Raw genomic sequence first — 24,434 nt, 5'->3', positions numbered from 1 at the left:
TTACGAATTATACCCGCATCACCAACTGTTTTTTGACCGATATTTTACGGTTCGCAGTTTACAACCTTAGTTATTCAATTTTAATAAGTCAAGGCAAGCCCTACACCCCATCCCATATCACTATCATAGTGGGTGCGTATGCCTATGTTTTTGTTGAGGATGTAGCTAAGTTCTCCCATATATTCAAAGTCTGTGTTGACCATAAAGCCGCCCCTTAACCTTTTGGTGATGGGAATATCCTCACGCATCAGCGCCAGCCTTACAATACCATCGTGATAAACCTCTGCCTGAAAATTAACGAGCATAGGTAAGGTGTACACAAAACCTAAGCTCACAGCCCGGCGTGTATCCTTTTCATTCTTTTGTCCGAATAAGTTTGTTTCGTGTTCGTCTATTCCCATTTTACGGTAACGCCAGTCAAATCCCACAAAGGGCATAAACCATTGCATTTTCCCCAAGTATCTGCCCAAATGGGTTTCTACTTCATAGCCGTGCATATCATTGTAACCTAAACGCCATTCCGAACTCAAGTTCCATCTTGTGTTTTGCAGCATTGCCATACCGTCATTACCATTAGTGGCGAAATCATTCTGTGCCATGAAATGGGGCATATTGCTTTCCCGCTGTAATGCCTTATATGATTTAGCCTTATCAGGCAGGTAGGGATTTTGGTAATCGCCTACGGCAAACACTCTGTTCATCCCCGACATCATGTGGTACAGGATGTGGCAGTGAAAGAACCAATCGCCCTCCTCATTGGCGGCAAACTCGATGGTGTCCGTTTCCATCGGCATAATATCAATGATATTTTTCATAGGTGCATTTTCACCTTTGCCGTTCAGTACCCGGAAATCAAATCCATGCAGGTGCATCGGGTGGCGCATCATGGAGTTGTTATAAATGGTGATGCGCAGTACTTCGCCTTTCTTAACGGGTATTTTGTCCGTTTCAGAAAGTACCCTGTTGTCCATGCTCCAAACGTAGCGGTTCATATTCCCGGTAAGGGTAAATTTTATGTCCTTTACGGGCGCATCTTTGGGAAGCGTGGTATTGTAGGGAGATTTGAGCATGGCATAGTTTAAGGTAACAATATCTCCCAAAGCATTTGCATTATAACGGTTGGGGTCGTTGTCCATATTCATACCCCCGTGCTTGCTGTGGTCTGCTTTCTTTCCCGCTTCCCCTGTTATTTCGGGGTACATGACCACGTTCATATCCATTTGGTTCAGGCTCATCTTCATGCCCATATCGTCCAAATCGCCGTTCATCTTCATCATGTCGTTCATCATCTTCATCCCCTCGAAATACTTCAGTCGTGGCAGCGGAGAAATAAGCTGTTTGACACCGTTACCAATAAAGTAGCTTGCCGATTGTGTCCTGTCCTCGGTAGTCGCTAAAAACTCATACGCCAATCCGTCTTCGGGGATGGTAACGACCACATCATAGGTTTCCGATACGGCAATGATTAACCTGTCCACCTCTACAGGCTCAACATCATTCCCATCATTCGCTACTACTGTAATTTTTCCTCCAGCATACCGTAGCCAGAAATATGAAGACGCCCCTCCATTGGAAACACGCAATCTGACTTTGTCGCCTGCTTTTAGCTTTTTACCATCAATTGTTTTCAAATCGGTGCTATGGCTACCATTTATTAGGATTTTATCATAGTAAACGTCACTGACATCCATCGCCAGCATCCGCTTCCACTCGTTTTTTACCTTTACCCCTAATTTTCCCTCCTTAATAGCTTCAACATATGATTGTGTTGCGCCTTTCTTAATGGCCGCCCAATCATTTGCATTGTGTAGCATACGGTTGATATTATCGGGGTTAAGATTTGTCCACTCACTTAATATAATTGGAACGGTCGGCAAATCGTCAATTCCTTTTCTGAATGTCTTATCATCGCTTCTTTTCTTCATGATAAAACTTCCGTACATGCCAATCTGCTCCTGCAATCCTGAGTGGGAATGGTACCAGTGCGTACCATGCTGGATAATCGGAAAACGGTAGGTGTAGGTTGTGCCCGGTGCGATGGGTTTTTGTGTAAGCCAGGGCACACCGTCTTCTTTATTGGGCAGGAACACACCATGCCAGTGAAGTGATGTGCTTTCTTTCAATTGGTTGTGCACCACTATTTCGGCAGTGTCGCCCTCGGTAAAGGTAAGGGTGGGCATGGGGATTTGCCCGTTTACGGCAATTGCCCTTTTTTGCTTACCTGCATAGTTGACAAGCGTATCTTTTACATACAGCTCGTAATGCACCACTCTCTGTGCAAACAGCGTTTGCGTGCAAAGCAGTATCAGCACTGTTTGCAAAATTCTTATAGGTATTTTATTATATCTGTTCATGATTTGAAAAATTTTATTTAATGCTGTCTTCCATTGTCCTAAACCACGCTATCAAAACCTGCTTATCCTCCGGTGACAATACTGCATTGCGATGAATTAGTGTGTATGATGACAACGGCATTTCCCCGTCCTTAACCTGCCCGGCCATAGCCCTGAACTTGTTTCGCTGCCTGCGGACAGAATAGTCGCCAAATTCGCTAAAGTTGAGTTCCTCTTTCCCCTTTTTTATATGCTCTGCCATGTACCATGCGCCGGGCTGGATACGGCTGTACCACGGATAATGGGTATTGTTGCTATGGCAGTCATAACAGGACTGAACAAGGATAGCCTTTACATTTTGGGGTACGGCGTACACTCTTTCGATATGGGTGGCTGGCACTTCAACCGCCTGGTTCCGTAAGGGCTGAAAGAACTGTATGGCAATCAGGACGACAGCCAGCCCCAATATGATTTTCTTCTTTATGGTCATAATTATTTTATTGTGGCTTCATCTTTTTGTGTCTACTGTTTTTTCACATACTTGGCATAATTCTCCTTGTTTTCAAAATAAGAAACTTCACCGTTATTTCCTGTCACAGCAATCACCGCATTAGCTTTGTCTACCTGCTTATGGGAATAGGGGTCTATCGCCATCCGCACGGTCGCATCTTTTGGAATACGTTCCTTACACATTTCGCAACATCCGTAATAGGTTTTACCATCAAATTTTACTTCAAACTGCTTTTTGCCCATATAGGCATCATTTACCATGCAGACTTCATCCAATGGCACCAATTCGCCTATTTGGACATCATGTTCGTGGCTTGCCGGAGTTGCCTGCGAATGATGCTGTGCCGCTTCATCCTTATTTGACCCTGTCTGCCCGCAAGCGGTGAATAGCAGAGTTAAAGAGGAAATAAAGCAAATTATTATTTTGCTCATGTTAAAACTATTTTTTGAAATTTTATTATTTACTTTCTTCAAACTCTTTCAGCTTGCGCTTCATCAATTCAATTTCTTCCGCTTGGGTTTCAAGTATGTTTTTTTGCAACTGTATCAGTTCCGGGTCGGTCAGCTTTGCCTTTTCGGACATCAATATTGCTGCTGCGTGATGGGGTATCATACCTTTTACAAATTGTTTGTCCCCCACATTGATTTGCTCCCTTATACCAAACCATGAAAAGATGCCAACGGCGACTGAAAATATGGCTATCATCCAGTTCATTTTCCTGTTAGCGTACATCACTTTCATTACCACTAATTCGATAAGCAACATTGCCGAAGTCATCAGCAGGGTCATATACAAATTGTTGATATTGGGTATAAGGTTGCGCAACCCGTCTATCATAGCGTACATAATAAAATACATTGCACCGAACATTACGACAGCCATAATCGCAAAGCGTTTGTACATGGCTGAAGCATGGCTTGAATTGTGCGCACCATGCCCTGAAGCATGACCTGTATGGTGGTTGTTCTGCATATTTTCCATAACCCTAAATTTATTTACCGTTAATTGTTTGCTGTACCTTACCGCAGCTAATCATTTTTGAACCGTAGTAAGGATTTTTGATTTCTTTGTTTTCGCTGAACCAAACAGCTCCTTTCCCGTCATTGAACATCGGGCAATGGTCTTGATACAATGTTTGTGATGTGCCGAACAAACTAACCAGGTCTTTCAAATCTTCGCTAAGCGACGCTAAATGTTCTCTTTGGTGGTCTATCTTCCCAGCATTTTCGCCAATGTGCTCGGCATTTTCTTTTGCACTTTCAAAAATTTCCATAAACTCTTTATGCTTATCGGCTGGAATAGTTTTCATATCCACCTTATTCAAAGTACCCAACAGCTTTTTTCCTGCATTGGCGGCAGCTTTGTCATTATCTGAAGCAAGTGCGTTCTTTAATGATAGATAATCGGTAACTATGGGCGCAATAGAAAAGTTTTTTGCTTCTTCTTTTCCTGTTGCTTTTGCTTCCTGACCGCTCGGAGTTTCACTCACAACGGGCGCAGCTACCGTATCATCCTCTTTTGGTTGGGAAGCTGACTGTTCTTGTGATACAACAGCAGTATCACTTGAAGACTGCTCGTTTTTGTTGGATGCCTGATTGCATGATACTGTTACAAATGCCATGATAACAGCAATGATTGATAATGTTAGATTTTTCATTTTTATTTATTTTTTGATTTTTAAAAAACTTGCGTTAATAGCCACTACAATGGTGCTTACACTCATCAGCACAGCACCCATAGCGGGACTTAAAACAAAATTCGGATAGAGTACGCCTGCCGCAAGCGGTATTGCCACCACGTTGTAGCCAACCGCCCATATCAGGTTCTGTACCATCTTTTTGTAGGTAAGTTTGCCGAAGTCAATCAGTTTGACCACATCCCTCGGGTCGCTGTCTACCAATATGATATCCGCTGTTTCGGCAGCCACGTCCGTACCGGAACCCACGGCAATGCCCACATCTGCCTGTGCCAGTGCAGGTGCATCATTTACACCATCACCAGTCATTGCTACGATTTCGCCTTTTGCCTGAAACTCCTTTACTTTCTCCTGCTTGTTGTGCGGAAGCACATTAGCCAAATACCCGTCCATACCCAATTTTCCGGCTACGGCAGCAGCAATCCTGTCGTTGTCCCCGGTGAGCAGAAAGGACTTGATGCCCATTTTTTTGAGTTCCTCAATCGCCTGTGCCGAACCCTCCCGGATGCTGTCTGCCAAAGTAATGATGCCGATTACCCGGTCATCAATGAGGACAAAGTTGACCGTTTCGGCCTCTTGATTGATTTCGTTTGGAATTTCAGGCAGGGAAAGGTGGTTTTCGGTGAAATAATTCGGGCCGCCAGCTACGACATTTTTCCCGTTCACAACACCTTTAACACCTATGCCCTGCATATAGCTGAAGTTTTCAGACTTCCATAAGGCAAGGCTCTTTTCTTTCAATGTAGCCATAATGCCTTTGGCGATATGGTGTTCCGAATTTTGCTGTACTGCGGCAGCATACTGGATAACCTCATCGGCATTATATTCGTCTGTTAACGGTATAACCTTTTCTACGGCATGGGAACCTTTGGTGAGCGTTCCGGTCTTATCAAAAATGACAGTGGAAAGTTTTCGGGTGGTTTCAAATGCTGTGCGGTTGCGGATGAGCAGACCATTGGTCGCCGATAGCGTTGTGGAAATGGCGACCACCAACGGGATAGCCACGCCCAATGCGTGCGGGCAGGCCGTTACCATTACCGTCACCATTCTTTCAAGCGCAAAGGCAATATCTCCACTGCTTGCATACCAATAGGCAAATGTGCCTATGCCAACGGCAATGGCAATAAAGGTGAGCCATTTGGCAACTTTGTCCGCAAGGTTTTGCGTATTGCTCTTAGTAGCTTGTGCCTCCTGCACAAGATTGATAACCCTGTTCAGGTAGCTGTCTTTTCCAACGGCTGTTACCTTAACTTTCAGCGCACCATCGCCATTGATAGAGCCTGCGATGACCTTTCCGTCCTTTTCCTTTTTCACGGGAATACTTTCTCCGGTAAGCATGCTCTCGTTGATATACGAAAGCCCCTCCAGTACCAATCCATCGGCTGGAATTTTTTCACCCGGTTTTATGATAGCCGTTTCACCGCTTTGCAGGTCTTCAAGCTTTATTTTTACCACTTCTCCGTTTCGCTCCACCGTGACATCGTTAGGCAGCAAAGCAACCAATGATTGCAAAGCCCGTGAAGCAGCCATTTGGGAACGCATTTCCAGCCAATGCCCTAACAGCATGATGTCGATAAGCGTAGCCAGTTCCCAAAAGAAGTCCATGCCCTGCAAGCCAAATACAACGGCTACGGAATAGACATAGGCTACGGATATAGCGATAGCAACAAGTGTCATCATCCCTATGGCTTTGGCGTTCACCTCGCCAATCATTCCCTTTAGGAACGGCAAGCCTCCATAGCTATAAATCACTGTACCCAATGCCAGCAGCACATATTTATCTCCATTGAAAGCAAGGCTGAAACCCAACCATTGCTGTATCATGTGTGACAGGAGCAGGATAGGGATTGTAATGACGAGGCTTATCCAAAAACGAGCGAGAAAATCGCCTGTATGATGCCCCTCATGTTTGTTAAAGCTATCTCTGGCTTGGTTATGATGAGAATGCCCGGAATGCCCATGTCCTGATTTTTGTACATGAGAAACTGAGCTACCGCCAACTGGAACCAGTGCCATGCCACAAAGCGGGCATTTGCCTGGTTCGTCTTTTAGCACCTGCGGGTGCATGGGACACGTGTATTTTTTCATAATAAGGGGTTTTAAAAGTTATGTTGCACTTAATTTTTTTGCCATCTCATGGGTCATTTCTTCGGCATAAGCACCATAGGCATCCACAAGTACGCCTTTATTCTTACCATCATTGGACGATATGGCATAAATCACGGCATTGTTATCAGGACTGCTGTCGAGGCTTTCAAACCTATGGGTTTCCGTAACCGTAAAATCCTCCGGTTTTAGTTTCAGGCTCCTTGACGCACAGTACAGGCAGTCCGGCAACAGACTAAAGTCCATACTGTATCCACGCTGTCTTAGGTCTTTAAGCGCCTGCACCATGTCATTGTACTGTACCATAGCTTTCAGACCTGTTATTTAATGGTTTCGACCGTACTGCCGCAGGTAAGCATCTGTGAGCCGTAATATGGGTTTTTAACAGCATTCTCTTTACTTAGCCAATTGGCTCCCTTACCTCCATTGTACATAGGGCAGTGCTGGTAATAAACGGGAGTATCCTGTTTAGACACTTTGGCCAGTGTGTAGATGCTTCCCGAAAGTGCCGCAAAAGCACTTCTTTGTTTTGCAACATCTTTTGATTTTGAAATGCTTTCCGCATTGGCGGTCAAGTCCTGCATCACTTTCATCCAAGCCGTATGTTCCTCTGCCGATAGCTTATTCATATCGACTGCTTTAAGGGATGCAGCCAATTCAGCGGCTTTGGCAGATGCGGTCGCCGCATCGGTTTTTATCAAAGCATCTTTCACTGAAAAGTAGTTGTCAAATACAGCCTTTAGCTGTGATTGGTTTTGGGCTGCATCTTTGTTAGCTGCCATTTGACTATGGTCGTGATTGCCATGTCCGGCATTCATGTCCATTCCCGCCTCCTTGTTTTTGGCAACCGTCTTCACTGGTCTATCATACTGGCAGCAACCAGCCAGTTTAGCATATACGTCATCCGGCGCACGGAACTTCTCACTGTCATAACCAGCCAAAGCGATACGTTTCAGGATTTCATCCTGATTTGTTTTGTCGCCGTCATAGGTGAGCGTAGCCATCTTGGTATCTTTGTTCCAGTCCACACTGGCTACCTTTTTTACGTTACCTGCCTTTTCGATGGTGGTTTTGCATATACCACAATTGCCGTAAATCTTTACGGTTTCAGTTTTCGCATTCTTGATTTGTGCGAAGCCGTTTATTGATGATAGTAATACGGCGATTACCATCACTATTTTTGATAATGATTTCATAATAATTACATTTTGAGAAACGGGGGATTGATAAACCCATTTCTGTTTTAAATTTTAAATAAATGATACAAATAGGGGATTTGCAAAAGCCGGAACAGCTTCTGACAGGACATACCTATGGCTATCAGGCCATAGTTTTAGCTTATTTTAGGCGGTAGCCAAATGGAGAAAAAGCCCGAAGAATAGTAGGCTTCTTTGAAACCGAATTTTTGCTTTTTAGCTGCTGCTAAGTGATTTTTTGCCTTTAATTCGATTACGGTTGGGACATTTAGGGAAGTGGTTGAAGCACCGCACCTGCAAGAGCTGTGGGAACAACCGCCCCCGCATTTGTCACTTTTGCATTTTTTACAGGATTTGCTCTTGCAACCTTTTTTATGTTCTGATTTTTTGGATTTCTCCTTTGAGCAGAAAGACTGCTCGGTCTTTGTTGAATTTTTGGAACAGGCATAGCTCTGACTTGGCATCATAAAGAAAACCAAACAGAACAATGTCAAAATGCCTATATGTATTCTATAATTTTTCAACGCAACAAAGTTACAAATTAAATTGGTTTTTTATATCGTTTTACGTTTTTTTTGCTATATGGAAAAATAATGCCATATACGCAATAACCTATCGTCTTTTTTCAGAATTGATAAAATGCCCTTTTTCATCAACCCAACCTCATGGAAATTCGGTCGGAAAAAGGGCATTTCAAAAAGTTGCTGGCTTAGGCATCCAAAGGTTCTATTTTGAAGCCTGCCTTTTGCACGGTCGATATTACTTCCTGCTCGGTAATGCCCTCGGACTTCACGGTAAGTACCTTGTCCTTGTTGGCCGTGTCCACTTCCCAATGGCAGATGCCCTCTGCCTTGTCCAAGTGCGGCTTTACAGATGCGATACAGCCGCCGCAATTGATGTTCGTCTTGAATTGAAATTGTTTATTTTCCATTGTTTACAAATTTTAGAGTTATCTGATAATGCAAATTTCCGTACTATTCAGTTAGTTATTGTTGTGTAATTTCTTGTTTGATTTGTGAGATTTACTGTTTTATTTCTTCCACTTCAACCGCAGGCTGTTACTGACCACGCTCACGCTGCTCAATGCCATTGCCGCACCCGCAATCATCGGGTTGAGCAGGAAGCCGTTAACAGGGTAAAGGATGCCTGCCGCTACCGGAATGCCGATTACGTTGTAGATAAACGCCCAGAACAGGTTTTGCTTGATGGTGGCTACGGTCTGTTTGGACAAGCGTATTGCCTGCGGTATCTTGGTCAGGTCGGACGAAATGATGGTCATCTTGGCTACGTCCATTGCGATGTCGCTGCCTTTGCCCATTGCGATACTTACATCGGCTGTTGCCAATGCGGTGCTGTCGTTGATACCATCGCCCACCATTGCCACTACCTTTCCTTTACTTTGCAGTTCTTTCACAAAGTCGGCTTTATGCTGTGGCAAAACTTCGGCTTTGTAATGCTTGATGCCTGTCTGCTCCGCAATGGCTTTAGCGGTAGCTTCATTATCTCCGGTCAGCATATACAGGTCAATGCCCATTTCCTGCATTTCCCGGATAGCCTGCACCGATGTTTCCTTAATCTTATCGGCGATAGCGATTACAGCAAGAGCCTTTTTGCTGTTTGCAAACCAGATAACGGTTTTAGACTGTTTGCCCCATTCTTCGGCCTGGTCTTGTAATTCTCCGGCAATGGCAATGTTGTTTTCTGCCAATAGCTTTTTGTTGCCTACATAATAGGTTTCGTTGTCATGGTCTGCTTTTGCGCCTTTGCCCGTAATGCTGTCGAACATGGATAAAGAGGTGGTCGCTACATCGCCAAGATGCTTCACTACGGCTTCTGCCAATGGATGCTCGGATTGCTTTTCGATGCTCAAAAGGATTTCTTTTGCAGTGTCCTCATTGTTCAGCCATTTAATGCCCGTTACCTGTGGTCTTCCCTCGGTGATGGTTCCGGTTTTGTCCAAAACGATGGCATTTACTTTTTTGGCCAGTTCCAAACTTTCGGCATCCTTTATCAAAATGCCATTTTCAGCACCTTTACCAACGCCTACCATAATAGCGGTGGGTGTCGCTAAGCCTAAAGCACAGGGGCAGGCAATGACCAATACCGTAACGGCTGCCAACAGACCTTGAACAACCCCGTTTTCGCCTCCCAAAATCAACCATAGCGTAAATGTCAGGATGGCAATACCTATCACCGTGGGAACAAAGATGCCCGCAATCCTATCGACCAGTTTCTGTACGGGTGCTTTGCTTCCCTGTGCATCCTGCACCCTTTTGATGATGTGGGCAAGCATGGTTTCTTTGCCCACTTTTACCGCCCTGAACCGGAAGCTGCCTTTTTGGTTAATCGTTCCTGCAAATACTTTTTCTTTTTCTTTTTTCAATACAGGTACAGGCTCACCGCTTAACATGCTTTCGTCCACATACGAATTGCCCGATATGACCATGCCGTCTACCGCAATCTTTTCACCGGGCTTTACGAGTATCACATCGCCTGCGCTTACGTCTTCGATAGCGGTCTGCTTTTCCGTTCCGTCCGCCTGTACCACGATGACCGTTTTTGGCTGCAAGCCCATCAGCTTCTTAATGGCTGAAGAGGTGTTGCCTTTGGCTCTTTCTTCCAGCAGTTTTCCCAAGAGGATGAATGCGATAATAACGGCAGCCGCTTCAAAATATACGTGAGCATGCAGTCCCCGTTGATGCCAAAAGTCGGCAAACAGCATATTGAAAACACTGAACAGGTAGGCAATACCTGTACTCAATGCCACCAGCGTATCCATATTGGCGGAACGGTGCTTTGCCTGCTTCCAAGCGTTTACAAAAAAATCCCTGCCCAACCATATTACAACGGGCGTGGAAAAGAGCCACATTATCGGGTCTGCATAGGGCATATCCATAAAGAACATTCCTATGATTACCACGGGCAGGGAAAGGATAATTGCCCAAATGGTCTTGTTTTTCAAGGTTCGGAATTTCTTTTCGTGGATGGCTTCGAGCGTTTCCTGCTGCTTGGTTTCGTCTTCAATCAATAGGTCGTAACCTACTCCCTGAACCGCTTTTTGCAGGGTGGAGGCATCGGTCATATTGGGCAGATATTCCACGGTAAGATTGCCCGTTGCAAAGTTCACGGAAGCATTAACTACTCCCGGTTGGTATTTCACAATGCTTTCGGCACTGCCCGCACAGGATGCACAGGTCATGCCCAATACCGGAAAAGCACTTTTAACCGTAGGAACTCCGTAACCTAAATCTTTAATTGCCTTAACAGCCTCGCCTACGGTTTCATTGCTATCTACTGTAATCGCTGCCCTTCGGTTGTTCAGCTCTACTTTATGGGTTTCTACGCCTTTTACCTGTGCCAATCCCTTTTCAACGATTAATGCACAGTGTTCGCTTTCTACATCCTCCAATGGAATGTATATATTTTCTCTGTTTGTCGCCATATTTGCCTGCTTTAATTTACAATACAAAATTGGCTATTATATTTATGGGTACTGTTGTGAAATTTTGGATTTGATTTGTAAGATTTACTTACACTTTATCCAACGGTTTTCTTTTATCCTCTTTAATCTGTTTGAAATGGCTTGGTGTTAGCCCGGTAACTTTTTTAAACTGGTTACTCAAATATGCCACGCTCGAATAATTTAGGCGGTTCGCAATCTCACTTAATGACAACTCATCATACACCAACAATTCTTTGACTTTCTCCACCTTTTGGGCGATAAAGTATTTTTCAATGGTTGTACCCTCTACCTCTGAAAACAGATTGGACAGGTAATTGTAATCGTGATGCAATTTGTCACTCAATACATCGGAAAGGTTGGTTTTTACATCACTATCCTGATGGTGTACCAGGTCAATGATAATGTTCTTTATCTTTTCTATTATCCTGCCTTTTTTATCGTCAATTACTTCAAATCCTAATGGCTCTAAAGTTTTGGACAAATTCTCTTTTTCCAGAGATGTTATTTCTTTGGAAAGAATAACTTCGCCCAGTTTTATATTTTTAGCATCTAATCCCAGTTTTTCCAATTCGTTTTGTACCACCATAATGCAACGGTCGCAAACCATATTTTTAATAAAGATTGTATTCATATTTATTTACTGACTACGTTTAGTATTTAATACATAAGCAATAAACAAATTTACAATTTAAGTTTAATTACTCTGACTTCTTGCCAAGAGGAATAAAGCCTGTGTACATATATACTTACTGTTTTTCATCTTGTTCGTCCATTTTCTTTATCAGTGCTTCACACAGCCTGTCGAGGAATTTCGTTCGGTTTATTTTGCGGGCTTTAAGTTCCATAAACGTATGGTAAAAGTCGCCTAACTCAATATTGAAGGCATCTTCAAACGTTTTGGCTATCAATTTTATTTCTGTATTCCCATTGTTAAATGCACCGTGGGAGTACAGTGCATAAATGAGTTCCGTGAGTGCAGTTTTGCTTGCTGTCCATATCAACGAATTATCTGAAACCTTTTTAACGTTGATGTTATTTAACCTGTCTTCCAAATATACCTGTATCAGGTCATTAGCAATTATCTTGGCAACCTTATAATCGTGCGAAGTAGAAAAGCGATGGTCTGCCTCAAAATAAAAAGTGTCTAACCATAGTCTTATATCGTGCTTGCCACGTACAAAAAATTGTTCGTCAAAGAAAGAATTATTGCTACGGTAATACTTATAAAAATCAAGGTTATTTTCAAAGAACCTTTTTAGCTTTTTCAGTTCTTTGACAAAATATTTCTTGGTACGCTTATTTCCATACGGTCTTCTCGTTTCGATTTTATAGATGGCATTATAATAGATGAGCTTTGAAACGATAATTGGCTTTTGATATTTAAAAAAGCGAATTTCTTCATCAACATTCTTAAATCCTCTTTTTAAAATATATTTTTTTACGTCGAATAAACATTTGATAATAAGTTGTATAACTGCTTCAATGCGTTCTATCGAACAGTCTGCTTCAATCTCAAATTCTTTGATTTCGTTTTCCAGCTTAGCCAGCGTTTCGTTATAAAATTTATCCATCCGTTATCCTAAATCTATTTTTTAAACAATAATAGAGAAGCCCAAATACTGTCATATTTGAAAGAAATTTGCATTTTCGGGTTTCTCTTTTGGAACTTTGGTTTTTGCTCGATACAGAACTAATAAGTCCATTTTTAGTGATAGGGATAGATATAATAGTGTCTAATTTTATGTATATCAAAGCAATAAGACACAGAGCTAAAAAATATCCCAAAAAGTATCATAAAGAGCGAAGGTCTTTTCTTCTTCTCCTTCGACAAATTGACATTTGATAACTTTTGCCTTTCTTACGAATTGTCTGTTTTATTCATCATTAGGATGTTCTAATCTTAAAATTTCATCCGCTGTATCCTTACTGCGTTTAGTATAGCTAATAAGGCAACCCCAACATCGGCAAAAACAGCTTTACTGGAGAAGAAACATCTACATAACTTCCAATTTTAGCGAAAACATTACTCACTGTACCATTCAAAGGACTAATTACCGTTAGCGCAGATTTCAAATTACTGTTTGATAGGGTGCTGGGATTGATGCCCATTAATTGTAATTGTTGATGTAAAGATGCTTTTCGAGTACGAAGGCTGTTCAATTCGGCTGTTGCACTTTGTAAATTTTTCTTTGCGCCAGCATTTCCTTCGTTTAACTCTTTTTGTCTTGATAGCTCTTGCTCTGCAAAAGTTATTCTACTTACTATACTCAAATATTCTTCCTGTAATTGTATAAACTGCGGATTGCCAATCGTTGCTATTATTTCACCCTTTCTAACATAATCCCCAAGTTGAACTTTCAATGTTCTTATCACCCCACCATATAAAGTTGTAGCATTGGCTTTATTGTTATTGGGAACATTCAGATTTCCATTTGCTTTGATGGTTGCAGACAGCTCCCTTTGTTCTATTGTGCCTATTTTTATTCCAACTATCTTTATCTGTTCCTCTGAAAGTGTGGCAATGGTTGGTACTTCTTCGTGGGCTTCTTCTTTTTGAATTTCTTTTGCCTTCTGGTTTTGCCCATCCCCATCTTTATGATTATTGCAAGCGGAAAAAGCAAGTATTACAACAGTTATCACTGTTACAAACGTGATTTTATTTATATTGAATTTCATTTTTTATTTATTGATTAATGAGAGAATAAATACTGATTACAGACTGGTTTACCTGCTGAATACTTTTCAGATAATTTAATTGAATATCGGTTGTGGTTTGCAATGCAAAAAGATATTCTACATAGCTGATTTCTCCAGTTTTATAACCTAATTGTGCTGCTGATACTATTTCTTTGGCATTAGGCAATGCTTCTTGCTGAAAATAATTAAACTGTTGCATATCTTGTTGGTATTGTTGCAAAGCATTTTGTAATTGTGTTGTTAATGCTTTTTGCAGCTGCTGAGCATTGGCTTCGGAAGCCTGTTTTCTGAAGTCCAAAGATTTTATCCTTGCTTTGGTAGCACCATAAGTGATAGGAATTGCAATGCCAATATTTACAGAATTGAAACGTTTACCAGAATTAAAATATTTTTCTGCGCCATTTACAGTATGAAAACCTATTAAAGATTGATTTGTAAAACCAATTGTAAAATCAGGTAAACCTTGCGAACGTTCTACCTTTTTGGTCTGTTCTGCAATAACAGCATCCTGATATAAGGATTGAATGGCGGGATGACTTGCAACTACATCATTATCCAATAAATTACTGATTTGTAATGGTTGAAAAATTCCATTTTCTACAATGAGAAAATCCTCTCTTGTATTCATCAAAGTTTTCAGACTGGCAACAGCATTGTTTAAAAACACTTTATTCTGTTTTAACAATAAATTAATTTCCCCTTTCTTAGCTTCTGCCGTACTGATGTCCACTTTTTTTGTATCACCAGTTTTATAACGAAGCTGTGCTATTTTTATAAAATCGCTGTACAGACTATCTAACTGTTGTAATTGTTTTTGGTTATGTTGCAAATACAGGATTTGATAATAGTAAGTTCTGACCTGCGTTTTTAGCTCTATTACCGTAAGGTTTTTCTGTAATTCTTTCGCTTTTATTTCTGCATTAATCAATTGCTTTTTTGCTCCGAATAAAGTAGGAAAAGGAATAGTTTGCGCCACTTCAAATGACTGGTCGAATTTTGTACTGTTGTACTGCCCTAATTGTGCATTAAAACCTAATTTTGGTAATTCTCCGGCAGTTTTTTTCAAGGCTTTACTTGCATCAATTTCTAAATCTGAAGCCTTTATGATTTGATTATTTTTCAGCGCAATGTTTATTGCTTCATCAACACTGGATAAATCTTTCGTCTGTGCGTTTGCTGTAAAACCTACCAATGATAGCAGTAACACAACGATAGTCGCAATGGGTTTCACTTTAAGTTTTCTTTTTAAATTAATTTTTGAATTGAAGATGATGTACAATAAAGGCAGTACGAATAGGGTAAGGAATGTGGCAGTTACCAAACCACCGATAACAACTGTAGCCAATGGTTTTTGTACCTCTGCACCTGCGCTACTGCTCAAAGCCATTGGCAGAAATCCTAAACTGGCAACTGTTGCAGTCATTAAAACCGGTCTCAAACGGATTTTAGTTCCTTCGATTACCCGTTTCAATACATCTTTTTCTCCTTCTTTTTCTAATTGATTGAAAATACCTATCAATACAATTCCGTTGAGGACTGCAACACCAAACAATGCAATAAATCCAATACCTGCGCTGATGCTAAAAGGCATTCCCCGAAGTAATAAAGCTAGTATTCCTCCAATTGCACTCATTGGGATAGCCGTAAAAATTAATCCTGCCTGTTTAAAAGAACTGAAAGTAAAGTAAAGCAGTACAAATATCAATATTAAAGAAACTGGAACAGCTATCAGTAATCTATTGCTGGCTTCCTGTAAATTTTCAAACTGCCCACCATAAGTGAAATAATATCCTGATGGTAATTTTACTTGGTTATTCAATTTTTTTTGAATTTCTTCTACTACACTTTGAACGTCTCTGTCTGCTACATTAAAACCAATTACAATTCTTCGCTTTCCCGCTTCACGGCTTATCTGCGCCGGTCCTAATTTATAATCAATTGTAGCCACTTGTGATAGAGGAATTTGACTACCTATGTTGGTGGGTATCATCATATTGTTTACATCTTCAATACTACCCCGGTAAGTACTATCTAAACGCACAACTAAATCAAATCTCCTTTCATTCTCAAAAACCACACCTGCACTTTTTCCTGCAAAGGCAGTACTCACAACATTATTTACATCTTCTACATTTACTCCATAATTGGCTAAACGAGTTCGGTCGTATTCAATATTAATTTGAGGTAGCCCACTTACCAGTTCTACTTGAGGTACTGTAACTCCCTTTACTGTTTGTATAACTTTGCTAACCTTATCGGCATTTAACGCTAGTGTATCTAAATTTTCTCCGAAAATCTTAATTGCAACATCTTGTTTTATCCCTGTCATAAGTTCGTTAAAACGCATTTGAATGGGTTGGCTTTTTTCGACAATTATGCCAGGTATTACGGCTATTTTTTCTTCTATTGCATCGCCTAATTCATCGTATGTCCTTCCGGATTTCCATTCACTTTCAGGCTTAAGAATAATTATTAAATCTGTTGCACTCGGAGGCATTGGGTCAGTAGGTACTTCACCAGCTCCAGTTCTACCTACCACCATTTTTACTTCATCAAATTGTTTGGCAATTCTCGAAGCAAGCATCGAAGTTTCTATACTTTGTGATAATGAGGTTTCAATAGGCATTTTAAATTCAAACGCATATTCTCCTTCTTGTAGCTGGGGTATAAATTCTCCTCCCATTCGGCTAAACAAGAAAATACTAACCGCAAATATGGCAATGGCGATACCCACGAACCAATACTTTATGCTAATCGCTTTTTCAAGCAAAGGCTGATATTTTTTTTGTAACCAATTCATCATTCTGTCAGAAAAGGTTTCTTTATACGTAGGTTTTTTGGATAAGAACAAAGCACACATCATTGGTATGTATGTTAAGGATAAAATCAAAGCTCCAAAAATGGCAAAACCTACAGTCTGTGCCATCGGACGGAACATTTTACCTTCAACACCCACTAACGTAAGAATAGGAATGTAAACAATTAGTATAATGATTTCACCAAATGCTGCACTGCTACGAATTTTGGAGGCAGACAGGAAAACCTCTTCATCCATTTCGGTTTGTGTAAGCCTTTGTTTAGATTTCCGTAAGCCTAAGTGATGTAATGTGGCTTCCACAACAATTACTGCCCCATCTACAATCAACCCAAAATCTATGGCTCCCAAACTCATTAAATTGGCGCTTACACCAAACACATTCATCATCGCTAAGGCAAACAGCATTGCTAATGGAATAGCGGAAGCTACTATTAATCCGGCTCTAAAATTTCCTAAAAAAAGTACTAATACAAAGATAACAATCAACGCACCTTCTATCAGGTTTTTTTCTACGGTACTCATTGCCTTGTCAACTAAAACTGAACGGTCTATATAGGGTTCAATAATAATATCATCAGGTAATGACTTTTGTATAGTAGGAAGTTTTTCTTTTATTTTTTCAATTACATTATTGGCATTTTCGCCTTTTAACATCATTACCACACCGCCTACTGCATCAACTTCTCCATTATATGTCATAGCCCCATATCTTACAGCATTACCAAATCGTACATCTGCCACATCTTTTATAAAAATTGGAACACTGCCAGGATTATTTTTTACACTGATGTTTTTTATATCTTCTAATGATGTAACCAAACCAATACCTCTAACAAAATAAGCACTTGGTTTCTTATCAATATATGCTCCCCCTGTATTTTGGTTATTTTTTTCAAGAGCGTTGAAAATATCGGTAATACTTATATCCATAGCCTTTAAGCGATTAGGATTAACAGCAACTTCATATTGCTTTAGCTCGCCACCAAAACTATTTACTTCTGCAATTCCGGGTGTACCATACAGTTGCCTTGCAACAATCCAGTCCTGCATTGTACGAAGGTCTTTGGCATTGTATTTATTTTCACTTCCCTTTTTGGGATGTATTATATATTCGTATATCTGACCAAGCCCTGTACTGACCGGAGCCAGTTCAGGTGTTCCTATTCCGTTCGGAATTTTTTCTTCTGCTTCTTTCAGTTTTTCATTAATGAGCTGTCGGGCAAAATAAATGTCTACTTTTTCCTTAAATACAACTGTAATTACGGACAAACCAAACCTAGAAATACTTCTGGTTTCTTCTAAATCGGGAATATTAGCAATGCTTTGCTCTATCGGAAAAGTTACTAATTGTTCTACTTCCTGAGCCGCCAATGTGGGGCAAACCGTAATTATTTGCACCTGATTATTTGTAATATCGGGTACGGCATCAATGGGTAATTTTGTGGCACTCCACACTCCCCAAATAATGAGCAACAATGTCATTATTCCAATGACGAGCTTGTTCTTAATGCTAAATTTTATGATACTGTCTAACACAATTCATTTGATTAATAATTAATAATAATGGATATAAATACTTTCTGTCCGTTACAGAAAGGACAGCTAAATGTGCAATTTAGATAATACACCTATCTAATAGTAAATGAATATATCATCCATTACCAATAAATACATTTGCTGAAAATATTAAGTATTAATCTTTGGCGGCTGCCAAATGTTTCCGTGATAATTGGAAATGAAATTGAAATTTTGAAGTGGGAATTTTTGTATCTTGCTAAGACTTGGCTTTGCCTCGTTTATTTTGAACGTTTGAAACGTAAAATTCACAACGGTATGACAAGTAGCACAAGAACAAAAAGGACTGCATAAATCGCCGTTTTTCGTTTGACCATTGCTTGTATTAGAAAGCTCTGATTTTGAAGTATTACTGGTATCCATACCACACGCATCAGTACACGGCATTACGGATAATGCCAGAAAATATATACTGAATATGAATATAAATAGTTTCATCAGCTACAAATATAAATAAATAGATTGTGCAATAGAATTGCAAAGTTGAAAAAATCTATTTGTTACATTTGTCGCATTTCCCCTTAAGAACTAAATTAGCTCCATCTAATTTAAAGTTTTGAGGAACTTCGATGTTCGGAATTTCTGTTTCAGTAAGGCAAAAAGTATGTTTGCAGTCGGTACAATAAAAATGTGTGTGCAGTTCTGATAAATTACAATTGCATCCTGATTGGCAAAGTGCGTATTTAATCACTCCGCTTCCATCATCAATGGTATGGACAAGTTTGTGTTCCAGGAATACTTTAAGTGTTCTGAAGAGAGTAATATTATCTGCTTTTTCAAACTGTTCTGCCAGCTCTTTATGACTTACTGCATATTGTTGTTTCAATAACTTTTCAACCACCAACAAACGCATAGCGGTGGGTTTTATAGCTTTTTGCTGTAAAATTTTTTCTAATTCAGTCATTGTGATTTAATTTTCTATCGTCCAATCATCATTATCGTCCTCGTCAACTGATATTTGCTCAATGATGCTGTTTGCTGCACTGTCAGAGTATGTACCATAACCATTTACGAAAACACCTTTTGCTCCATCTTTTTGGTTTCTCATCGCATATAAGATAGCCTCATCTTCCAAGTCATTAAGCCCAGTAAAACGATAAATTTTATCAATAACAATGTCCCTTAAATTAACTTTCTCTCCGTCTATTTTGTACGAAATGTTTTCTTCCAATAGATTAAAGTCTTCCGTATAACCCCTTTGTCTTAGTACTTCAATTACTTCTGATAATGTTTTTTCTGTTGATAGCATAAGTATTCTTCTTAAATTTTTGAAAATATTTTTTGAAAAAACTGAACATTTTTTTCTCTTAATTGGTTTCTAATAGCAACATTTTTTATCCTGTTGTATTGATGGACAAGGAACACTGGCATAACTACAATACACACAACAATCGCCTTGTAATGGTTTTAATCTTGTCTTGCAATTTTCACATTCATAAAAATATTGGCAAGCATCTGTTGGCATTGTTTCCTCTTTTTTGTATCCGCAATTTGGGCAAGTTATAATTGATTGTAATTTAATTTCCATTATGATATAATTTTACTTTTTAGTGATTTATAACCTGTCGAATTGATAGCTTTTTCAATTTCTATAATACTTGTTTGTTTGTTGTCAAACTTAACAATGGCATTGCCTTTCTCATAAGAAACCACAACTTCCACAATTCCTTTTAGTTTACTAACTTCCGTTTTAACGTGGTGTTCACAACCTGAACAAGTCATCCCTTTGATTGTAAACTCAACTTTCTGAATTTTGGAAGTTTGGGTAATAATTGCTTTACTTTCGGTCTTTGGAAAAAAGATGTGAGCATAAAGCGGAAATGATAAAAGTAAAGCCGCCATAACGGTAATAATTCCTAAAAATGATTTTGTTTTCATAAAGTTTGATTTTTCAGTTGTTTCACAGTTGCAGTCAATTTTCTTTTGCGGTTTCAATTTTTGATACCAAGCAAAAGCAAGCACTAAAATAGTTAACCCGATAAAATATGGACGAAAAGGTTCGAGCCAAGAGAAAGTTGAAGCAAGTCCACTTGTTCCTGCTATGAGAGCCAAAACAGGTGTAATGCAACATAATGAAGCTGCTATTGCTGTCAAAAGTCCAGTCCCAATTAGTTTTCCGTCCGTTACCATATTGTTTCTAAATTTTTTTATCGTCAAGTATTTTAAAAAATGGGTCCAACATTTTCTCATACTCTTTTGTCAATGAGTAAAAAATGGTTTGCGCCTCTCTTTCGGTTTCAATAAGCTTTCGGTCTTTAAGTTTTCTCAAGTGCTGAGAAATCGCTGAAATTGTCATTCCAAGAATTTCACTCACATCACAAACACAAAGTCGTTTTTCTTCATAAAGAAGAAACAGAATTTTCAGTCTTACATTGTTTCCAGTCAATTCAAGTGCGTTCGACAAATAGTCAAACGAACTGTGGAGTTCCGAAACTCTTTCTTTACAGCGATTGATTTGTTTAATGTCTGCCTGTTGTCGTGTACAAGAAGTATTATCCATAATGCAAATGTAACTAATTTGTTTATTTAAGCAAATGCTAAATTATGAGTATTAAAATTTGGCATTTTATATGTTGACGTAATGGTGCTGTTACTTTTAATTCTTCTAACAATATATTAATAGAAAAATCACAAAAATATTTAGTATAATCATTCTTTCTGCACCAAATGCTGTAAGTTAGGGTCATTCTTGATACGCTCCATTTCACTAACAACAATATTCAGAATGTCTGATTTTATCTGCTTGTAATTGTTTTCTATTTCCTGCTTCATCTTATCCTCGCCCTGCTCATTTACAAAAGATAAGATTTGCGGTATTTGCTGATAGGCTTTGCTTTCTGCCGCTACCTTTTCATTGTCCACTACAATTTCGGCGTGAAATATCTTCTGCTCGATACGTTCATCAAAGTTATCTGATACAGAACCAACAAACAAACCTTGTGTAAGTGTTGAGATTTTGGAAGCCGGAATAAGGCTGTCTAACTGTGTCGAAATAGAGGTAGATTTATCATTGCGGTTAATGGTCATACTTTGGCGTTTCTGTAATACTTTACCGAAACGTTCCGAAAGGCTTTTTGCTGTTTCGCCAACCACCTGACCACTGAATATATTACCGACAGTATTCTGTATTACCTTGCTTTCCTTGTCGCCGTAATCCCTTGTTAATTGCGAAAAATCCTGAAAGCCCAAACATACCGCTACCTTATTACTTCTCGCCGTTGCGATAAGATTGTCCAGTCCCCTGAAATAAATTGTGGGCAACTCATCTATGATAACGGAACTCTTTAGCTGTCCCTTTTTGTTTATCAGCTTTACAATCCTCGAATTGTATAAACCCAAAGCTGCGGAATAAATATTTTGACGGTCGGGATTGTTACCCACGCACAAAATTTTAGGTTCTTTCGGGTTGTTGATGTCAAGCGTAAAATCATCGCCCGTCATTACCCAGTAAAGTTGTGGGCTAATCATCCTTGATAGCGGAATTTTTGCCGATGCGATTTGTCCTTGTAACTGGTCTTGCGCTCCACCTTGCCACGCATCCATAAAGGGCGACAAATAATTTTCCAAATCCGGGTATGAAGTTAAAATCGTGAATACATCCGAATACTTTTTATTCAGTAATTCAATGGCGTGAGGGAACGTACAATACTTACCATCTTCGTAGATTTTCAGATACCAAATAATCGCAGCCAAAAGAATAATTGGGCTTTCCACGAAAAAATCCCCTTGCTTCTGTATCCACGACCTGTTAAGGTTTAGCATTATAGTATATGCCGCTTCGTAAGCATCAGAAATGTCCGTCATAAAATCGGGATTGAGTGGGTTGCAACGGTGGCTCTTGCGTGGGTCGTCGAAATTTATCACGTAAAATTTCGGCTGAACTTTGTATTTATCCCGATGCTTCAGTAAGTGATTATAGGCAATAGTAGAAAGGTCGTCAAACTTGAAATCGTAGATATACATACTAAAGCCTTTTTCAATCTGCTGCTTGATGTAGTTGTTTACGATGGCATAAGATTTACCGGAACCGGGAGTACCCAACACTATTGATGCCCTGAATGGATTTACAATGTTTATCCAACCGTTGTTCCATTTGCCTTTGTAGTAAAATTTGGTGGGCAGGTTAACGGAATACTCGTTTTCCATCAGTTTGGTTTCCTGCTGAAAGCTCTCATTCTCATTATTAAATACGTCGTCCATCAGGTTGGTACGAAGCAGGCGGCTCATCCATACGCCCGCCATCAGCAAGGCGATATAACCTAATGAGATAGTAAGCATATACAGGAATGTGCCTGTTGCCGGAGATAGCTTTAACAAAGGTGTGTTCAGGAAGAACAGCACAAAGCCAACGCCCAACGCCACGTAAATTTTAGTCCAGGTTATCTTTTCGTTCTTTACGCCCTTTGTCCCTAAACAGCTTAAAGCCAGTAAGACCAAAGCGAATACTTTGGTGTAAAGAGTGTGTGAAAACAAACCCGCCGTTCGGTCGAAATTGCCTAATATCTTGTTGATTACTTCCAACGTCCAACCACGTTCTAAAAAGAAACCGTAGCAGAACCAATAAAGGTGCATCAGCACCAAAAGAATACTGACTGCCCGCATAAAAGCCATTATCTTGGCAAGCCCTCTTAAATCGTCTTCTCCCTGCATTATCTAAAGTTTTAATGTTCGGGCGTGAATTTAAAGGCTCTATGGAGTGGCTCTAAGAATGTGGCAGCCAGTGGCGTTCTGTGGCAGTGTTTGGCTGAATATTACTTCTGACCTCTTTGGCGTTTTCTTTTCTTCTTCATTTTATTGGCAAAGTCCTGTTCTTCGTAATCTTCGCCCTGGGCTTCGGGAAGCAAGCCGCCCAGTGCTTCAATCAAACCGTCTTCGTGTTTTTCAGTATGTAAGAAGTCGAACAAATGGTGTGGTTCTTCCGCAGGAAGATCCGCATCATTTGATGTGGATAATTTGGGTTGTAAAACGGCAGGTTCTTTAATATTCGGTTTGATGTTATTGTTCCAATAATCATTAAAGGTGTTGGCAGAAAGTTCTGTTGCCAAACGTGAACCGTTCCAAACTGCTTTGGAATTGTGGTCTATAAATGTGATGCCATAAATACGCCCTGTATCATTTCGGCGCACCACAACGTTAATACCCTGTTCCGCCAACTGCTTTTTAAATGCCTGTTCATCGCTCGTGGTTTTCAGGGCAATGGTAACGGCAGATTTTAGGGTCTGTTTGGTGGGGCTATCTTTCAAAGCCGTTTTGCATTTCGCAAAATGCAGTTCCAAAGCCGGAAGCCCTGCGCTCTTTCCGAACAGCGAAGCCTTGAACGGATGCCCGGCTCTTTCGCCTTTTTCATTTAGCGGAATATATATTAAGCCCTGCTTCATCTCTCCCTGCAATTCGCCCTCGATTTTCTCGGCGGTAATATTGAACAGGGAAAGCAGGGCATTGTATTCGCCCAAAGTTTGGTACTGGTAGTAATTCGGGAGGTGGCGAACGACCGAAGCAATTTGGCTTTTTACATCGCCTGCCCGATAATCTACCGGACGGAAAACCTTATCATTCTGATTGCGCTCTTTGTCTGTTGCGGGTATCAACCCGTGTTTTCTTTCCAGTTCACGGCATACATTCATAGACCGCATTTTCTCGAATTTGTCCGAAATCTTTTTGCCCTGCTCGTCCACGCAAACCGATACAATGTGTATATGGCTGCGGTCAATATCCGTGTGTTTGAACACGACAAAAGGCTGTTCGCCGTAACCCATTTCCCGCATATACTGTTCTGCCATTTCCCTAAACTTATCATCGCTTACCTTGTCGTTCGGGTCAGGATTGAGCGAAATATGAAGCGTATGTTTCTCGGTATTGCGGTTGGCTATCAGGTAAGGTGCAAAAGACTGGGCTAATTGTGCCACGGAATAATGACCGCTTGCCGTTTCAATCATCTTATTGGCAAACAAAATCTGCCCGTTTTCATTCTCTACTTTAAGCTGATTGTACGCCAATGCACCGTATAAATTTGCGCTTCTTCCAATTTTTGCTATCATT

General features: G+C 40.2%; 21 protein-coding genes and 1 pseudogene. All 22 read right to left on the bottom strand.

Translation table 11 applies throughout. The features are described from left to right. Positions 1 to 80 precede the first annotated feature (80 nt). Complete coding sequence (locus tag AACH28_RS06565) at positions 81 to 2,354, bottom strand: multicopper oxidase family protein (protein WP_034735066.1); 2,274 nt, start codon at positions 2,352 to 2,354, stop codon at positions 81 to 83. Between the two features lie 13 nt (positions 2,355 to 2,367). Beyond that, complete coding sequence (locus AACH28_RS06560) at positions 2,368 to 2,823, bottom strand: heme-binding domain-containing protein (protein ID WP_031502091.1); 456 nt, start codon at positions 2,821 to 2,823, stop codon at positions 2,368 to 2,370. Positions 2,824 to 2,855: 32 nt separating this feature from the next. Further along, positions 2,856 to 3,275: a hypothetical protein gene (locus tag AACH28_RS06555; RefSeq protein WP_034735335.1), complete on the bottom strand. Its 420-nt coding sequence runs from the start codon at positions 3,273 to 3,275 to the stop codon at positions 2,856 to 2,858. 25 nt (positions 3,276 to 3,300) lie between these two features. After that, the gene (locus AACH28_RS06550) at positions 3,301 to 3,825 is read right to left on the bottom strand and encodes a DUF305 domain-containing protein (protein WP_034735067.1); all 525 of its coding nucleotides are present in this window, start codon (positions 3,823 to 3,825) and stop codon (positions 3,301 to 3,303) included. 10 nt (positions 3,826 to 3,835) lie between these two features. Beyond that, positions 3,836 to 4,501: a DUF3347 domain-containing protein gene (locus AACH28_RS06545; RefSeq protein WP_031502089.1), complete on the bottom strand. Its 666-nt coding sequence runs from the start codon at positions 4,499 to 4,501 to the stop codon at positions 3,836 to 3,838. A 6-nt stretch (positions 4,502 to 4,507) separates the two neighbouring features. Beyond that, complete coding sequence (locus AACH28_RS06540) at positions 4,508 to 6,628, bottom strand: heavy metal translocating P-type ATPase (RefSeq protein ID WP_070566705.1); 2,121 nt, start codon at positions 6,626 to 6,628, stop codon at positions 4,508 to 4,510. Between the two features lie 18 nt (positions 6,629 to 6,646). Beyond that, positions 6,647 to 6,952: a hypothetical protein gene (locus tag AACH28_RS06535; protein WP_002981094.1), complete on the bottom strand. Its 306-nt coding sequence runs from the start codon at positions 6,950 to 6,952 to the stop codon at positions 6,647 to 6,649. Between the two features lie 14 nt (positions 6,953 to 6,966). Then, entirely contained in the window at positions 6,967 to 7,842 is an 876-nt protein-coding gene (locus AACH28_RS06530; protein WP_034735069.1) for a DUF3347 domain-containing protein, read from the bottom strand. A 709-nt stretch (positions 7,843 to 8,551) separates the two neighbouring features. Then, entirely contained in the window at positions 8,552 to 8,773 is a 222-nt protein-coding gene (locus AACH28_RS06525) for a heavy-metal-associated domain-containing protein (protein ID WP_002981097.1), read from the bottom strand. A 99-nt stretch (positions 8,774 to 8,872) separates the two neighbouring features. Further along, complete coding sequence (locus AACH28_RS06520) at positions 8,873 to 11,284, bottom strand: heavy metal translocating P-type ATPase (protein WP_027374962.1); 2,412 nt, start codon at positions 11,282 to 11,284, stop codon at positions 8,873 to 8,875. A gap of 88 nt (positions 11,285 to 11,372) precedes the next feature. Then, positions 11,373 to 11,936 (bottom strand): AraC family transcriptional regulator, encoded by a 564-nt coding sequence (locus AACH28_RS06515; protein WP_024566623.1) that lies wholly within the window; start codon positions 11,934 to 11,936, stop codon positions 11,373 to 11,375. Positions 11,937 to 12,051: 115 nt separating this feature from the next. Next, the gene (locus AACH28_RS06510; protein WP_002981101.1) at positions 12,052 to 12,876 is read right to left on the bottom strand and encodes an RteC domain-containing protein; all 825 of its coding nucleotides are present in this window, start codon (positions 12,874 to 12,876) and stop codon (positions 12,052 to 12,054) included. A 424-nt stretch (positions 12,877 to 13,300) separates the two neighbouring features. Next, positions 13,301 to 13,981 (bottom strand): annotated as a pseudogene (locus tag AACH28_RS06505) (efflux RND transporter periplasmic adaptor subunit); the annotation flags it as partial. Between the two features lie 7 nt (positions 13,982 to 13,988). Then, entirely contained in the window at positions 13,989 to 18,356 is a 4,368-nt protein-coding gene (locus AACH28_RS06500; protein ID WP_341832554.1) for a CusA/CzcA family heavy metal efflux RND transporter, read from the bottom strand. 150 nt (positions 18,357 to 18,506) lie between these two features. After that, complete coding sequence (locus AACH28_RS25500; RefSeq protein WP_031504363.1) at positions 18,507 to 18,833, bottom strand: DUF6660 family protein; 327 nt, start codon at positions 18,831 to 18,833, stop codon at positions 18,507 to 18,509. A 55-nt stretch (positions 18,834 to 18,888) separates the two neighbouring features. Continuing rightward, a complete protein-coding gene (locus tag AACH28_RS06495) occupies positions 18,889 to 19,299 on the bottom strand; it encodes a Fur family transcriptional regulator (RefSeq protein ID WP_048499044.1) in 411 nt (136 codons plus the stop codon). Positions 19,300 to 19,305: 6 nt separating this feature from the next. Next, on the bottom strand, positions 19,306 to 19,644 hold the full coding sequence (locus AACH28_RS06490) for a hypothetical protein (protein WP_024566615.1): 339 nt from the start codon (positions 19,642 to 19,644) through the stop codon (positions 19,306 to 19,308). A gap of 69 nt (positions 19,645 to 19,713) precedes the next feature. Next, entirely contained in the window at positions 19,714 to 19,923 is a 210-nt protein-coding gene (locus AACH28_RS06485) for a GDCCVxC domain-containing (seleno)protein (protein WP_078679374.1), read from the bottom strand. Next, positions 19,923 to 20,525 carry a mercuric transport protein MerTP gene (gene merTP, locus AACH28_RS06480; protein ID WP_024566614.1) on the bottom strand — a complete coding sequence of 201 codons (603 nt, stop codon included), beginning with the start codon at positions 20,523 to 20,525 and terminating at the stop codon, positions 19,923 to 19,925. Before merTP ends, AACH28_RS06485 begins: the two co-directional genes overlap by 1 nt. Positions 20,526 to 20,532: 7 nt before the next feature. Continuing rightward, the gene (locus tag AACH28_RS06475) at positions 20,533 to 20,895 is read right to left on the bottom strand and encodes a metalloregulator ArsR/SmtB family transcription factor (protein ID WP_341832553.1); all 363 of its coding nucleotides are present in this window, start codon (positions 20,893 to 20,895) and stop codon (positions 20,533 to 20,535) included. 149 nt (positions 20,896 to 21,044) lie between these two features. Next, positions 21,045 to 23,048 carry a conjugal transfer protein MobC gene (mobC, locus tag AACH28_RS06470; protein ID WP_281047789.1) on the bottom strand — a complete coding sequence of 668 codons (2,004 nt, stop codon included), beginning with the start codon at positions 23,046 to 23,048 and terminating at the stop codon, positions 21,045 to 21,047. Positions 23,049 to 23,146: 98 nt separating this feature from the next. Continuing rightward, on the bottom strand, positions 23,147 to 24,433 hold the full coding sequence (gene mobB / locus AACH28_RS06465) for a conjugal transfer protein MobB (protein WP_281046992.1): 1,287 nt from the start codon (positions 24,431 to 24,433) through the stop codon (positions 23,147 to 23,149). Position 24,434 lies beyond the last annotated feature (1 nt).

Origin of the sequence: Sphingobacterium thalpophilum, from assembly GCF_038396785.1 — a bacterium.
In the GTDB taxonomy this organism is placed as follows: Bacteria; Bacteroidota; Bacteroidia; order Sphingobacteriales; family Sphingobacteriaceae; genus Sphingobacterium; species Sphingobacterium thalpophilum_A.
This window is presented reverse-complemented; position numbering and strand designations above follow the sequence as displayed.

Coding starts and splice junctions, on each gene's coding strand:
- AACH28_RS06565 (WP_034735066.1), bottom strand. CDS start 2,354: ATGAACAGATATAATAAAATACCTATAAGAATTTTGCAAACAGTGCTG.
- AACH28_RS06560 (WP_031502091.1), bottom strand. CDS start 2,823: ATGACCATAAAGAAGAAAATCATATTGGGGCTGGCTGTCGTCCTGATT.
- AACH28_RS06555 (WP_034735335.1), bottom strand. CDS start 3,275: ATGAGCAAAATAATAATTTGCTTTATTTCCTCTTTAACTCTGCTATTC.
- AACH28_RS06550 (WP_034735067.1), bottom strand. CDS start 3,825: ATGGAAAATATGCAGAACAACCACCATACAGGTCATGCTTCAGGGCAT.
- AACH28_RS06545 (WP_031502089.1), bottom strand. CDS start 4,501: ATGAAAAATCTAACATTATCAATCATTGCTGTTATCATGGCATTTGTA.
- AACH28_RS06540 (WP_070566705.1), bottom strand. CDS start 6,628: ATGAAAAAATACACGTGTCCCATGCACCCGCAGGTGCTAAAAGACGAA.
- AACH28_RS06535 (WP_002981094.1), bottom strand. CDS start 6,952: ATGGTACAGTACAATGACATGGTGCAGGCGCTTAAAGACCTAAGACAG.
- AACH28_RS06530 (WP_034735069.1), bottom strand. CDS start 7,842: ATGAAATCATTATCAAAAATAGTGATGGTAATCGCCGTATTACTATCA.
- AACH28_RS06525 (WP_002981097.1), bottom strand. CDS start 8,773: ATGGAAAATAAACAATTTCAATTCAAGACGAACATCAATTGCGGCGGC.
- AACH28_RS06520 (WP_027374962.1), bottom strand. CDS start 11,284: ATGGCGACAAACAGAGAAAATATATACATTCCATTGGAGGATGTAGAA.
- AACH28_RS06515 (WP_024566623.1), bottom strand. CDS start 11,936: ATGAATACAATCTTTATTAAAAATATGGTTTGCGACCGTTGCATTATG.
- AACH28_RS06510 (WP_002981101.1), bottom strand. CDS start 12,876: ATGGATAAATTTTATAACGAAACGCTGGCTAAGCTGGAAAACGAAATC.
- AACH28_RS25500 (WP_031504363.1), bottom strand. CDS start 18,833: ATGAAACTATTTATATTCATATTCAGTATATATTTTCTGGCATTATCC.
- AACH28_RS06495 (WP_048499044.1), bottom strand. CDS start 19,299: ATGACTGAATTAGAAAAAATTTTACAGCAAAAAGCTATAAAACCCACC.
- AACH28_RS06490 (WP_024566615.1), bottom strand. CDS start 19,644: ATGCTATCAACAGAAAAAACATTATCAGAAGTAATTGAAGTACTAAGA.
- AACH28_RS06485 (WP_078679374.1), bottom strand. CDS start 19,923: ATGGAAATTAAATTACAATCAATTATAACTTGCCCAAATTGCGGATAC.
- merTP (WP_024566614.1), bottom strand. CDS start 20,525: ATGGTAACGGACGGAAAACTAATTGGGACTGGACTTTTGACAGCAATA.
- AACH28_RS06475 (WP_341832553.1), bottom strand. CDS start 20,895: ATGGATAATACTTCTTGTACACGACAACAGGCAGACATTAAACAAATC.
- mobB (WP_281046992.1), bottom strand. CDS start 24,433: ATGATAGCAAAAATTGGAAGAAGCGCAAATTTATACGGTGCATTGGCG.